Raw genomic sequence first — 14,721 nt, forward strand, 5'->3', positions numbered from 1 at the left:
AGCTACCAAATGACCGGCAAGGAACTGTACGTGAGGGCGTTGGTCACCAGCGACCAGCCACACGTCGATCCGTCTTTTAAAGACCAGATGCAACAGGCTTGGACCCAGCCGGTCGGCTGGTCAAAGTAACGAATGCTGATTGCGTAGCTGCCGTCGCCAGACGGCTGCCTTTGGGGGCAACGCTGTGAAGCATTTATTCCCTGCGTTTGACGAGGTGTTAGCGGCAGGGCGCAAGCCCAATACCGCTAAATCGAGATTTGTACGTGGTCGCGGAACGGTCCGCTCGGTTTAGGTGGAAGGCGATCACTGTCGTGTTTGGTCGGTCTGGCTTTGGATCGCTTCTTGATTTTGCGAGGGTTGATTCGATTGGTTCGCGGTGGCATTTTCTCCTCGGCGATCTCGTTAATTAGGTTACGCAGCCACTGCTTGGATTTCACACGGCTCTTCTTGACGTCGGGCAGTCGCGCCATCAAGACGTCCAACGCTCCAGTAAACGAAATGCCGATCGGCTCGACCTCGGCCACTTCGGCGGCGCGAAAGATGAGCAACCGTAGAATGTAATGGCTCAGCAGTTTTCCCCAGATCTCTTGGCGGACCATCGCGGGAGATTGACTTCGCAGCATCTTGGTCTCGCCCAGAGCGACCTTCCACTCCGAAAACGCGATTTCCTCCTCCCAGCGAACGTGGTACAGCTCAATTTGTTCGACCGCCGGATACTTTTCGGCATCAAGAAGGCTGGTCAGCAAGACGTGTACCTCTCCGCAACCGGGACGGTTGGGATCACGGTGCGTGTAGCGGATGACGCGAATCGTTTTGCCGACACGACGCAGCTTGCGGTCGTTCTTTCCGAGGTAGATCGTTGATAAGTACGAACCGTCGGCCAGTACTTTTTCGACCTCAAAGACCTGGCCTTTCTTGCAGCGAATAAGAAACGGAACCTGTTTCTGCAGCAGGGGATAGATGATCGGGGCGACACCGAAATGTCGGTCCGCCAACAGCAACATCTTGGGCGTGAGATGTTTCAGCAGGGAGTGTGTCAGCGTCTGTTCGCTCTGGTGATAGGTGCCGATGATGCTTCGCCACAGCACCCTGGTTCCCAACTCGCACAACGTCACGACTCTGGCTTTTGGGAAAGCTCCGTGAGAGGTTTGATTCGATGGGCGACCGAAGGCTTCCCGATTGGCGTCGGTGTCAGGACAGTCCAGCAGGGTTCCGTCGATGCCTACTAACCGCAGGCCTTTGTAGAAGGCGAAGGGGTGCTTGATCGGCGAGAGCGCCAGGAAGTTGACAACGGCATCACAGAGTTTCTCGATCACGCTGGCGGCGAGTCGCTTGCGCGCCATGGTGATCGTCGTCGAGGAGGGAGTTAGCAGCCAGGGAGCTGCGAAAAGGCGAAAGATTTGGCGATATTTCTTGCGAGGGAAGAGCCCCATGCCGACAATGAGCCAGACGAGTTGCTGGTTGTCGATTCGTTTGCAGTAGCGAGTTTTAAGATGCTCGCCGATACTGCGGTCGATGGTCTTCTGAGAGAGAACGCATTTGAGGCCACGAAGCCGAGCAGAATCCTTGAGGGCCGCCGGAACGGTTTGAAACATGTCGCATTTCCTTTGCGTGATTGGGCGTAGACACCACAATTATGCGGGGAAATGCGACTCTTTAGATATATCGATTTAGCGGTATTGGGCGCGAGCCCTCCGGTCTTTCAAGGTCGCACCGGACGGCTCGCGCCGTTCCGCTAACACCTTCAGTGCCGAAGTCGGTGGCGATGAGCGTACGCCACTTGTGGGCTTAGGCGGTGGGTTGCCGGCGGCCGAGGTTGCCGTAGCGGTGGTAGTCGTGGGAGATCGATTGCTCGTTGAGGTAACGCAGCATCTCGATCTCGGCGTCATCGACCACCGTTTCCGCGATGATGCTGATGAACGCCTGTCGGCAGGCATCATGCAGCAGCGTCGGCAGTTGCTTCGTCGCAGTCAGCACGCGTAGACGATCGACGCGGCCGTCGGAGATTTCTTCCGCCAACGCTTCGTCGGATTCCTGCACCCATTCGCATCGCCACGAGCAGACCGCGTTGTCGATCAGGTGTTCGGAAATGCGTTCCAGTACCGGGACCAAATCCGAGGACTCGTTGCAGAGCGAGTAGGTCACCGGGCATTTCGCCGCCGCCGCGGCGAGCATGGAGACGGCCAGGTCGTCTGCCGTTTCGTTTCCTTGTAGCCGTACGCGAAGTTGTCCCACCGGCAGATAACGTCGCCAATTGTCTTGGCCGATCAACCGAACGTGATCGTGCATCGAGCCGGTCAATTGACCGGCGGTCCGTTTGGCGGACGTGGCGAATCGCGTCGCGCGGTCGATGTCGATCACGTCTGCATCGAGCCCGCCGATCGCTTCGAGCGCGTCGTCGACCGACGTGGTTTCAGTGGTCGTCGGTGGGTTCTTGGCAGCGTCGTGATCTTCATTCGACTTGGTGGAGTCGGTGTTTTCGAGTCGCATCAGCGGCAGCACGTAGTGCGGGCCACCGGCTTTGGCGCCCGGACCATAGCCGCTGCTGCCGATGCCGCCGAAGGGTTGTCGCAAGACGATGGCGCCGGTGGTGGGACGATTGATGTACAAGTTGCCGGCGCGGATGTTGTCTCGCCAAAGTCGCTGCTCGCGATCGTCCAAACTTTCCAGCCCGCTGGTCAGGCCGTAACCGGTCGCGTTGACCATCTCGATCGCTTCTTCGAGTCGTGTGAAGGACATCACGCCCAACACTGGACCGAACAGTTCGGTGCGATGGGTAAAACTTCCTCGACGTACGTTCCACTTGATTCCCGGTCGATACAACTGGCGATTGTCACCGACCCGGCGCGGCATCACCAACCACTCTTCACCGGATTCCAATTCCTTGATGCCTTGTTCCAGCACGCCGCTGGGCGGACGAATCAAGGGGCCGACCCGAGAGGACATATCCCACACCGAGCCGACCGGCAAGCTTTCGGCGGCATCGGCCAACGTGTTTCGAAAGTCGGCATCGTTGTAGAGTTCTTGATCGAGCAACAGCAACGACGTCGCGCTGCATTTCTGTCCCGAGTGACTGAAGGCACTGTGCAAGACATGTTTGATCGCCAGGTCACGGTCCGACAAGGAGGTCACGATCGTTGCGTTCTTGCCGCCGGTTTCTGCGATCAGCTGTAATTCGGGACGCTGTCGCAGCATTGTTTTCGCCGTCTCGGTCCCGCCGGTCAGGATCACCGCGTCGATTCGCGGATCGTCGACCAACCGTTTGCCCGCACCGGAACCGCTGCAGGGGACCAGTTGCAGTGCGGTTTCGGGAACGCCGGCGTCCCAGAAACATTTCGCCAACCGATAGGCCGGCAAAACGGTATCGCTGGCGGGTTTCAAGATCACGGTATTGCCTGCGGCCAGCGCGGCAACCACGCCGCCGCAGGGGATCGCCAGCGGGAAATTCCAGGGGCTGATCACCGCCACGGTTCCGCGCGGCGAGGCCGAGAATGGGCTGCCCGGCCGTCCGGCACGCTGCAGGTAAGGCCGGACGGTCAACGGATAAAACTCGGTGAAATCAATCGCTTCGCTGACTTCCGGATCGGCTTCGGAGATTAATTTTCCCCCGTCGATCATCATCGCGCCGATCAGTTCCCCCCGCCGCGCACGCATGTTCTGTGCGGCCTTGCGAAACAATTCGTACCGAGCGTCCCAAGACATCTGGCGCCAACGAGCCGGATCGTCGCTGGCGCAGCTGATCGCATCGTCGACATCTTGCGCCGTCGCTTCGGTAAAACGACAAGCCACGTGACCGGGGCGCGAAGGGTCCATGGATTCGCGCAGCACACGAGCGTGGGGAGCGTCGGAAGAACCGGACGGTGCATCGGGGGCGCGCGTCTGGCCGGCGATGTTCAAGGGGACGTGTTCGGCGGAATCATCGCAGCGGGGCTTCCAATCCGCCACAATCGATTCGGCCCACTCGCTGTGCTGCGTGAGTGCCCAATCGGTGTCCGGTTCGTTGACGTAGGACCTCCAGTTCGCCGCGGCGGCCGGTTGGCTGGGAGGCGTTCGTCGGTCTTGGTTGCGACGAGGCGCCGTCGCGACACTGTCGATCATTGCCAGTGATTCGCGAAAGCCGTCGGCAAGCCGGTCCCACGTGTCTGAGTCGGGGGTCAGGCGGAACGAATAACGCAGGAAATTGTCTTTCCCGGTATTCTCATCCAAACGGCGGATCAGGTAGCCGATCGCGTTGATGAAGTCTTCGCGGCGACAGGCCGGGGCATAGAGCAGCATTCGGGGAGCGGATTCGAACAGCGCGCGTCGTTGGTGATTGGCCATCCCCTCAAGCATTTCGAATTGCATTCGGTCCAACACCGTCGCTTGCAACGCGTCGTTTGTCTCGACACCGCGGCGTTGGGTGCGAGAGCCCCAGAGCATTGCCAGGGCGATGTCGAACAGGTTGTGCGATGCGACACCGATCAGCAGATGACCGTCGGCGGCGGCCCGGATCATCGACCGCAGCATGCGTTTAAAGTTCGCGTCGGTCTGCGTCTTCTGCGTGTACGGAGTCTGTGGCCACCCGCCCACGGACGCTTCGACGCGTTCCATTTCCATGTTGGCGCCCTTGACCAATCGGACAGTGATCGGAACGCCGCCGGCGCGGACCCGTTCGGCTGACCACTCAATCAGATGGGTCAGCACGTCGAAGGAATCGGGGATATAGGCTTGCAAGGCGATGCCGGCACGCACTTGTTCCAGCCCCGGTCGGCCGAGTGTTTCGGTGAACGCGTCGGCGGTCAGATGCAGATCGCGGTATTCCTCCATGTCCAGATAGACGAATTTGGAACTGACGGTTCCGTCGGCACGGGTGAATCGTTCCCGCGCCGCGGCGCGATAGAGTAACTCCAATCGATCCGACACGACCGCGACGGTGTGGCGACGTGCGATCGTCGAGATCTGACTCAACAGGGTCGAGAGCTTGACGCTGATGCAAGCGATCTCGGGGATTTGCAAAGCGCGCAAATAGTTTTGCAGTCTGGCGTTGGCGTCGTCTTCCCCCAGCAACGACTCGCCCAAGAAGTTCACGTTCATCAGCACGCCGGAATCCTGACGCGCGGCCAAGTGTTCGCGCAGCGGTTGTTCCTCCGCCGGCAGGATCACGTTCGCCGTTTCTTGCCGCATCTTGTCCTTGACCAGCGGCACAGCGACTCCGGGCAAGTAGCCACCGAAGGTCTGGAATCCGCGGAGCATCGTTTGTTCGAGCGGGCTGAAAAAACGCGGCACGCCCTGAACGTCCAAGATGTGCGTCAACTGATCGGCCACCCGAGCGGGGCTGTGCGTGCGAAACGCCTGGTCGGTCATCTCGACCAGCGTGGCTTTGTCACCGGGGCGACTGATCATCCGATCCAGTTCGGCTTGTTGATGGCGTTCCTGAGGGGTTTGCAGGGCACGCGATCGCAGCAGCAGCGCCTTGGCAATCTCGATCGCCGCGTCGGCATCGTCGTCGAAGTGGTCGTCTGCGATCGCCAATAGCGTGGCGAGGTCCAGCGGGGTGTCACTCATCGCACAAGGTTCCCAGCGTGAAGGTCGAGAGAGAGTGGAATCGTTTTATCACAGCAAACGAAGGTGTGTCGCCCCGTCGCTGGTTCGAACCGGCGAGGTGGGTCGGTGATCGGCCGCTCTCGGCGATCCTACGGGGCAGGGATGACCGTAGAATGGGTGTCAACACAGGTAGACACAGGAGGCGGCAGTGCCAACGCAAGTTGGTGTTCTGCTAGGGACATCGATTGTATAGCGGCGGCTTTCGGCAACCAATTTAGATTCTCTCCCCCTGGGAGAGACGGCGTTTGCGCGGCAAGCAAACGCCAGAGAGGGCGCACGCTGAAAAAGTCTTGGCACCCTCCCCCAGGATTCGTTCTAATCGAGTCCCATCACGGGATCACCTGAGGGACGACAAGGTTTTGACGGCCGATGAATCCCTGTTCCTCCTCATAGGTGGCTAGATCGCAATTCGTTATCCGATCGATGTTTGAGTTATTGGAATGATCAATCCGTATCAGGCATCGCAAACTTCGATCGAGCCAGCATGTGCGCCACCGCTACCGAGAACCGCGTCTCGAAAACTTGTCGACGCAGTGCTGATGTGGTTTGGTGTACTGTTCGGGGCACATGCCGGCGTCGCTTTAGATGAAGGGTTCAACATTCAAGCGGCTGCCAACCGAGGGTTGTCGAACCCACTGCAAACGCTCTACTTTTTCTTGCCGGTCGGAGCATGCGTGATCGCCACCGTCGCTTGCTGGTCGCGTGTCCGATTCCATGGTCAGAACCAATACCATGTGCTGAAGGGAATTCGATTTCCAGGCGGGGTCATCATCGGTTGCGCAACGTACTTGATTGCCAGTTGGCTTGAGCCGGCGCAGATTTTCATTCCGCTTGTCGTCTTGATTGCGACCAGCGTGATTTACCTTGAAGTCGAGAGTTTGATTTGCAAATCTGTCTTGATTTCGAAGCCCATGGAATCTGGAATTTCGGATCACGGAGCGTAATGCTAACGCCAGCTTCGTGAGTCGAATGGCCACTGGTCGTCAGCGATGTGAAGCGTTCGCCGTCTTGATCTCTGGTGGCCCATCGTGTGAGCCGCCGGGAGGGAGACTCATTTGTTGCAGCAGCCCGAGAAGGGCGACAGAGTCCATGACGCGGCGTCGATTGGGTGCGTACTGTGTCGGCCTTCCAGGCCTGCGCAAGCGTTGCATTGGGAGTCCGGGCCCTGACGGGCCCGGCAATCACTCTGTCAGCCCGCTGGGCTTTTGCATCCTGGGGGGCTGGACCTTGATTCGACACCCTCCGGGCAACGCTGTGACCCGTTCAGAAAAAGATCATCGTGCGACCGTGCGGCATTGGATTGCCGGGACAAGCCGCGTCTGCGTCACTACCGCTGGCGGATCGAGGCTTCGCCGTCGAGGTTGCGGACGCTGCGGAACGTGGCTGCCGGCAGGCCGTCGGAGGCGGCCGCGGGCGAGGACGGCAACAGCACTGAATTCCAGGCCGCCATCCAGCGACTCGGCGGTGCCAGCATCGCCGTGACCCGGGCGGCGTCGATTCGCTGGGCAGGCGGCGCGGCGATCGGGCGACCGCGCGAGTACAACACGACGTTGTCACCGATGCCGGTCAGCGTCATCGTTTCATCTCGGATGTCGAAATCGAGCGCCAGTTCACATTCGATCCCGTTCGGATTGGGAACCAACTCCCGTTCGTCGACCGCCATCGCCAAGTGGTCGCGCATCGCCATCAGCAGTGGGGTTTTGATCCGCAAATTCGCGGGCTTGGTCGATTGCAACGTGCCGACCAAGTGCACCGACTCGCCCGGATCGATCACGCAGCGACGGAAATGCAGTGCCGCCTGGCCGATCACACGATGCGGCAGGTGGTCGGTCAAGTCGTTCAGGCTGAGCTTGGTCAACGACGACGAGCCCAAGTCAAACGACCAGCCATGGGTGGTTTGCCGGCATGCGATCACGCCGGTGAATTCTGCCCTCGGACCGAGGTGCTCGATCGCCGGTGCGTACTCGGCCAGCGCGGAGCAGGGTAGGGCGGTGCCGTCGGTCGACAGCACCAGTTCGGTCGCCGGCACCTCGCGGTCGCGATCGCGAAACAACTCGACCCGGATTCGCGGACCGATCTGACGGGCGGTGTTCTCCGCGCGGGCGATCAAACGCACGCTCTCGCCTTCGGGTGTGATCGTTGCCGAAACGTCCAACGGAGGCATCGATCCGGAGCGGCTGAGAATGCTCACGTCCGTCGCCGCAATCGAGATCGGCAGCACCGTTTGCGCCGGTCGGCTGATCAAGCGGTCATGCAGCATCGTCCAGGCATGGCCCAGACCGGCGGACTGAAATTCCGGCTGGTGCAGCACCATCGCCACGTGATCACGTTCGTGGAGGTAGTCGATCAATCGGATGGTCACGACGTGTTGCCGCGTATCCGGATCGCTGACCCGCACATTCTTCAACACGTATTTGCCCGGGGCGATCCGCCGACAGGTGTCGATTTGAAACACCAACCCCGTCTGCAAATTAAGATGGTGCGTCAGCTCGGCCAGCTTGCGTGACTGGTACCACGACGTCCAAGTGACCAGGATCGAGAACACAACGATCGAGGTCGGGACCGCGCAGCAGAAAACGAACAGCAATCGAGCGACGGCTCGCTGGGTCCGTTCATGCATCCATGCAATCCCCTTTGGTGGCGACAGTTCACCCGAGATTCTAGGTGGCAGGCCGGGGACAGGGGTAGATCGGTTCGGTGGCCGAGAGAGATTCGCGGCAAGAGAGTTTTGCTAGCAAATGGTGGGATGAGAGAGGGGGCGGGGAGACGGCAGCAATATGGGGAGCAGGAAAACGGGGAAGCGGGGTAAGGAAATAATCGCATTGGGGCAGGGATCTTAAATCTCAAATCTAAGAGCTAACAGCTAAGAGCTAAGAGCTAACAGCTACAGCTAACAGCTAAAACTCACTCCACCGCCGTCTCGTAACTCCAAACGACGGTTTCGATGCCTTGGTTTTTCAGCCAGGCGTGGACGGTGGCGTAGGCGGCGGCGGCGTCGCGGGTGGGGGTCAGTTGCAGGTAGACGAGCGACCGGTCGTCATATTCCAGCGGAAACGTCTCCTTGAACGATGCGTCTTCGGCGTCCGGCGTCCATTGGTACGCCTCGATGTTGACGCTGGTCGCGCGGAGTGGATGGTCGGGGTGTAGGAAGCCGAGTTTGGGCAGGAGAGGTTTGAGGTAGTCCGGCAGCGTCGGCGGCGGTCCTTTTTGCTCATAGGGTCGTTCGTCTTGCCGCCATGCTTGAGACTCGGATTCGAAGTCGAGGAATGCGCTGTAGAGTTCGCGCGCGGCACCCTCGCTGGATTCGGCTTGCTCGCCGATCCAGTCGAGCCGTTTCTGTTGGATCTGTTCAAAGCGTTCGGCGGACTGCTGCATCAGGTTGCGAAAGTCCACCGGTTCGTCTTCGTCTGCGGAGTCGTCCTGGTCGGGTGGTTGGACAGAGTCCCAGGGGAGCGGATCGGATTTGCCTTGCAGGACGAGGAGTTTGGCTTGCAGTTGTAATTGAGCTTCCGTCGCTTTGATCTTCGGGGTCCAGGGGGAGATCGCTACGGAGTCTCCGATGTTGTAGGGAATGCTATCGGTTGCCTGGATCAGGGCGTCTGCCTGGTCGGCGGAGACGACGACGATCAATTGCGGGTTTGCACCGAAGAAGGAGCGTCGCCAAAGGGCACCTGAGAGCAGGTCGAGTCGCGGGTCGTTTTCGGCAAAGGCTTCGAAGTCATCCCCGAAGTCGTCGTCGATGACTTCTGCGTCTCCGGAGTCGACCACCGTGCTGGTGAAAACAAAGTCGCCGAGCCGCGCGACGGAGTCATCGGTTGTTTCGGTCAGTTTGTCATAGGCCACTGTCGCCGCGTCGGCATCGGGGAATCGCCAGGCCAACAAGTCCAGTTTCGTTTTCTTCGGGTCCGCGTCCGGTTTGCCGAGTCGAAACTGTCCGTCGTCGGTTTCGACGGTGAGGTAGAGCGTTTCGAATTCGGGGAAGTCGTCAAACATCCCACCGCCGACGGTCGCCAGCGTGATCGCGAACATGCCGACCACGCCGACAAACAGGCCGCCGAAATACAGTGCCCAAATCCCCAGGGTCGCCGGCCAACTCGGGGGCCGGGCGATCACGTTTTCGTAAACCGAGAGCGTCAATTTGGCCAGCGTCGAAGTGCCTTGGGTCGGCAGGTTGGCTCGTTGGATTTCATCGACGATCGCGCGGATCGCTTCGTCGGGCATATGGTCGTTATCGGGTTCGGGCAGGTCTCGTCGGCGGATCGATTCGGTGACGGTCATCGTTCGCCAAACTGTCGGCAAGCCGAGCGCCATCGCGATTCCGATTCCAAACATCAGCTTGGCGTCCAGTAACCATGCGACCAACATCAAAATGACGATGGTCCCGATTCGAAACAACAGATCGATGACTTTGGAACGAGAGAACAGTGTCACGTGTGCGACTTGGCCGCCGTCCAGGGGCAGAAACGGTGCCAGGTTCAACACGTTCAGGATCAACGTGATCACGGCGCCTTTGGCGCACCATTCGTTCTCGAACCAAATACCGACGCCGCCAAGCACCAGACCCAGTGCGATGCTCGGGAGCGGACCGGCCAACGCAACGATCGACTTTTTCCAACCGCTGACGCGATAGTGACGCCCACTGACCGCGGCACCGAGCAGCGGGATGAAGAACATGTGGATGTTCTTGTACCCGAACGCTTTCATCGCGACGTAGTGTCCCAGTTCGTGCACCAGCAGGATCGGGACCAGGATCAAGACGAGTTCCAGTTCCCATTGCCAGGCACCGAGCCCGATAAACAATCCGATCGAAACGGCCAGGATCAACAGTTTGCTGAGCCAGCCGGATTGTTTCGTTTCCTGTTTGCGGACCGCTTCGATGATCGGCAGCGTTTCATCGACCGCGGGCGTTTGCACGGCCACGTCATCACCGCCGACAGACTGTTCGACGCGTTCGACCTCCTCGACCAGTTCGGCGACCAGTACATCGTCTTCGACCGGGCTCGCAACCGTTGTGTCGGCCATCTCGGCTGACGGGACACTGTGTGCCACGCTGCTGGGCGTCACGCTGTTGGGGGTCGCTCGAACGAACACGCCGCGATCGAGTTGAAATTCGACGAACTCGCGGTGGGTGTGTTCGAGTAGATCGAAGGCCGACTCGGTGTCGCCGGCGACCATCGATCGGGCGTTTCCCAGCACGCGGCGGACGTGTTGTTGGTGCAGGTCACGCAGTCGATTCGCGTCGACTTTGGGATGGTATTGGACGTGCCAGTCGGGCGGATCGAGCAGGTCGCGGGTTGCCGCGGTCGTCAGGATGATCTCGCCGGCCGGTCCGAGCGAATACAACGCCAGTCGCGCAAACTTGTTCCGTCGTTCCAGGTTGGGCCAGAGTCGATAGCGGATCCAAGCAACCGTTTCGCCGTCGGCTGAACGGTAGGCCGCACCTCCGTAACGCGTGTTGTTTTGTCGGTCGTTGATGCCGATCAAGTCGATACGGGTGAATCCCAGTTCGTGGACTTGCAGGTCCAGGTCCGTGATTGCTTTGAGGATTTCCGGGTCGACTTTTTCGGCGGGCACGCGAAACGGTTGCAGCGATTCGACGGCCGGGATGTCGGTGGATCCGGGGATCGGAATGCGTAGCAGTTTGACGATCACCGCGATCAACAAGACGATCGGCATCGTGATCACGTTGCCTTCGTACATGTATTCGCGAATCGAAACGTGCGGGGCGCTCAGTTTAAAGAACATGATGGGCGAGTGCTTTGTCACGGTCACGGTTGCGTTTGACGAGCGGAAAAGGGGTCAGGTACCAAAAATGCGAAGCACCCTTTGGGCCATTTGGTTTCTGGTACCTGACCACTTTTCCGCGGCACCCTAGGTTTAAACGTTGACAAAGCACTAGGTCCGGCCGGAGAACAGGGCGGCTTCTTCCAGCGTGATCATGCCTTGAAAGGCTTTGCTAAGCGCACTGACACGCAGCGTCCGCATGCCTTCCTTGATCGCTTGTTTGCGGAGTGCTTCGACCGATGCGTTTTCAAAGATCATGTCGCGAAGCTTTGACGACAGCGTCAGCATTTCAAAGATGGCGACTCGGCCGCGACAGCCTGATCCGTTGCATTTGACGCAGCCTCGGCCGCGATGGAAGCTTGCTTTGGCGGCCTGTTCTTCGCTGATGCCGAGCGATTTGAGTTGGGCGGCGGAGATCGTGACGGGGGCTCTGCAGTGTTGGCAAATTCGTCGCACCAGCCGCTGTGCGACGATGACGTTCAAGCCGGCGGTGATCAGGAACGGTTCGATTTCCATGTCGCGCAGCCGCGCGATGGCCGACACGGTGTCGTTGGTGTGCAGCGTCGACAACACCATGTGGCCGGTCATCGCCGCTTGGAACGATGTCTTGGCGGTTTCGGTGTCGCGGATTTCACCGACCAGAATCACATCCGGGTCTTGACGCAACAGCAACCGCAGGACTTGGGCGAAGTCCATGTTCAGTTCCCGTTTGACATTGATCTGGGTGATGCCGAACACGTCAAATTCGACCGGGTCTTCGATCGTCGAGATGTTGCGGTCCATCTGGTTCAGGCGGTTGAGCGCGGAGTAGAGCGTCGTGGTTTTTCCGCTGCCGGTCGGTCCGGTGACCAGGCACATGCCGTACTGTTGGCCGGTCGCCTGGGCCATCAACTGGGCTTCTTTGGGGTTCATGCCCAGTTTGGTCAGGTCGGCTTTCAGCCCGGTCGCGTCGACGACCCGCAGGACAATTTTTTCACCGAATCGGGTGGGGACCGATGACACCCGATAGTCGACACTGCGATTGTCGATGACCAATTTCAATCGGCCTTCCTGGGGCCGCCGGCGTTCAGCGATGTCCAGTTCCGACAGGACTTTGACGCGTGAGGAGAGTTGGGGGTAATCGGCAGCGGGGCCGGCGGCGATCTGGGACAGCACGCCGTCGACTCGCATGCGGACGCGAAACGCTTGCTCGAACGGTTCGAAGTGAATGTCCGACGCGCCCGCTTTGAAGGCTTTGGCAAAGATCGAGTCGCAAAACGCAATGTTCTCACTGCCTGTTTTGTCGCTCTGCAGCTCGTCTTTCATGGAAGGCGTCGACGGCGTGACCTTCGGTGTGATTTGCGGGGGCTGGTTCATGGAGAAAAGCGGGGGTCGGGTTCCGGAACGCTGCGTCTTCTGCGATTCTGTGGCGATGGACGCGAACGATTTTGAACGATACGAAGGCTTGATCTTTGACTGCGACGGCACGCTGGCCGATTCGATGCCGGTGCATTATGTGGCGTGGCGCGACACGTTGATGCGGTACGGGATGGAATTCAAGGAAGACCGATTCTATTCGATGGGAGGGATGCCGAGTGCCAAGATTGTCGCCCTGTTGGCCAAAGAACGCGGTCTGCAGGTGGATGCCGAGGCGGTCGCGGCGGAAAAAGAAACGCATTTTCAGAGTTTGATCGACCAGGTCCAGCCGATGCACGCCGTTTGCCAGATCGCGGCGGCGTTTCGGGGGAAAAAACCGATGGCGGTGGCTAGCGGCAGCGGCCGAGTCATCGTCGTCAAACAATTGGTCGCCCTGCAAATCGACGACTGGTTTCCCGTCGTCGTCACGTCCGAAGACACCGAGCGTCACAAGCCCGAGCCGGATGTTTTTCTGGAAGCGGCGCGGCGAATCGAGGTCGCTCCGGAAAACTGTGTCGTTTTTGAGGATTCTCCGCTCGGTTTCCAAGCCGCCGAGGCTGCGGGGATGGATTGGGTTGATGTCCGCTAGGCCGCTTCTGGCGTGCTATCCTTTGTGCATCGCTCCGTCGCCCCGGGGGAGCGGCGTTCCCTGCGCCCGGATTGACCCGTATTCACGCCTGAGCCGAGATGATTCGCCACGACGTCAATCGTTCTGAATTCTCGACGCTCGACGCGGGCAAGCTGCTGCCGGGATGCTCGCTTCCGATCTCCGGGGTTGAGACCGACGATGGTCGCGCGGTCCATGCCTTTCGCCAATTCGAACCCTTGCCGATCGATGGGCTGCCGCAAACGGCCCTGCGGTCCCTGGCCGATTCCTGGGTCGACGTCGCCCGATCGCTCAAGACGCTGCATGAGGCCGGGCTGTGCTATGGGCGGATCACATCAACGGCGTTTCACAATCGCGGATCCGAAACCGAGCCCGCCGCCACGCTGTGGATCGATCCGTCACGCGCGGTGCAAACCGATGCCGTCCATCACGGTGATCCCGAATCGATGTACTGGACCGCCGCGCGACTTCAATCGGGCAAGCCGCCGCAACCGGCCGACGATTGGTACGCGCTGGGAATCGTTTTGGCGGAAATCGCACTCTCGTCCGCCTCGGTGCACAAGATTTGGGAACTCAGTCGCCAGGACGGGAAGTTCGTCGAAAGTCTGACCAAAAATCTGAAACGCTCGCGGGGTGATCGACGACTTCGCAAACTCGCCATCGCCTTGATCCGTGAAGGGGCGACGGGCAAAGTCGATGACGCCACGATCGGCACGCTGACGACGCGTCCCGCGGCCGGCCCTCGCACCTCGACGTTCGTCTCCGTTGCCGTCTTGTTGTTGGCCCTGGTCGCCGTTGGCGTGATGCTGTATCGCAACATGAATGCACAGCACGATCGACAGATCGCGATGTTGGCCAGTCAGGTCGACGAGTTGCAGCGCCGGGCCGAATCCGTGGAACACGCCACGCCACAGACGGTCGCGCCGCCCGTGGCCGTCGCGGTCCCCGAACCGGCGGTCGTGCGTCCCAATGATCGCGGGCGTTGGACGACGGAGTTTGCCGGCCGGTCGTTGGAACAAGCGATCGATGCGTCGGTCGATTTCCAACCCAGTCAGTGGCGCGATCGATTGATCGGCCTGCAGCAACTTCCCGGTCAAAAACAATGGCGGACCCTCGATGAAACACTGCGGCGACTGATCCAACGGGCCGTCGATACGCCCTGGGATGATGATGCCGTTCAAGACGCTCAAGATCGGATCGCATCGCTCGGTCGAGCCCATGCCCGCTGGACCGAGTGGGCACGCAGCAATCGCAGCATCGAGGAAATCAGGACACAGCATGATCTGATGCCGTCGGGTTTGGTGAAAGAGTTCCTGGGGCAATGGCTGGCCGAGGCACTGGAACTCCGGTCC

General features: G+C 59.8%; 8 protein-coding genes. 3 read left to right on the forward strand and 5 right to left on the reverse strand.

Translation table 11 applies throughout. The features are described 5' to 3' along the window. Positions 1 to 245: 245 nt before the first annotated feature. Positions 246 to 1,595, reverse strand: a complete 1,350-nt coding sequence (locus tag ABX749_RS04840) for an IS4 family transposase (RefSeq protein WP_372894998.1) — start codon at positions 1,593 to 1,595, stop codon at positions 246 to 248. Between the two features lie 193 nt (positions 1,596 to 1,788). Next, on the reverse strand, positions 1,789 to 5,544 hold the full coding sequence (locus ABX749_RS04845) for a bifunctional proline dehydrogenase/L-glutamate gamma-semialdehyde dehydrogenase (RefSeq protein ID WP_372894999.1): 3,756 nt from the start codon (positions 5,542 to 5,544) through the stop codon (positions 1,789 to 1,791). A gap of 578 nt (positions 5,545 to 6,122) precedes the next feature. Here ABX749_RS04845 and ABX749_RS04850 point away from each other — a divergent pair. Beyond that, positions 6,123 to 6,527 (forward strand): hypothetical protein, encoded by a 405-nt coding sequence (locus ABX749_RS04850; RefSeq protein WP_372895000.1) that lies wholly within the window; start codon positions 6,123 to 6,125, stop codon positions 6,525 to 6,527. Between the two features lie 383 nt (positions 6,528 to 6,910). On the opposite strand, the gene ABX749_RS04855 is transcribed toward ABX749_RS04850, so the two are convergent. The 3 genes from ABX749_RS04855 to ABX749_RS04865 form a co-directional block, all read right to left on the reverse strand. Beyond that, entirely contained in the window at positions 6,911 to 8,203 is a 1,293-nt protein-coding gene (locus ABX749_RS04855; RefSeq protein WP_372895001.1) for a hypothetical protein, read from the reverse strand. A 284-nt stretch (positions 8,204 to 8,487) separates the two neighbouring features. Then, entirely contained in the window at positions 8,488 to 11,349 is a 2,862-nt protein-coding gene (locus tag ABX749_RS04860) for a site-2 protease family protein (protein ID WP_372895002.1), read from the reverse strand. A gap of 129 nt (positions 11,350 to 11,478) precedes the next feature. Continuing rightward, on the reverse strand, positions 11,479 to 12,723 hold the full coding sequence (locus ABX749_RS04865) for a GspE/PulE family protein (protein ID WP_372895003.1): 1,245 nt from the start codon (positions 12,721 to 12,723) through the stop codon (positions 11,479 to 11,481). A 55-nt stretch (positions 12,724 to 12,778) separates the two neighbouring features. On the opposite strand from ABX749_RS04865, the gene ABX749_RS04870 reads away from it, so the two are divergent. Both ABX749_RS04870 and ABX749_RS04875 read left to right on the forward strand, forming a co-directional pair. Continuing rightward, positions 12,779 to 13,351 carry an HAD family phosphatase gene (locus tag ABX749_RS04870; protein WP_145219966.1) on the forward strand — a complete coding sequence of 191 codons (573 nt, stop codon included), beginning with the start codon at positions 12,779 to 12,781 and terminating at the stop codon, positions 13,349 to 13,351. Between the two features lie 98 nt (positions 13,352 to 13,449). Further along, a partial coding sequence (locus tag ABX749_RS04875) for a hypothetical protein (protein WP_372895004.1) occupies positions 13,450 to 14,721 on the forward strand: 1,272 nt, incomplete at its 3' end.

The organism is Stieleria sp. (genome assembly GCF_041595215.1).
GTDB classification, from domain to species: Bacteria; Planctomycetota; Planctomycetia; order Pirellulales; family Pirellulaceae; genus Stieleria; species Stieleria magnilauensis.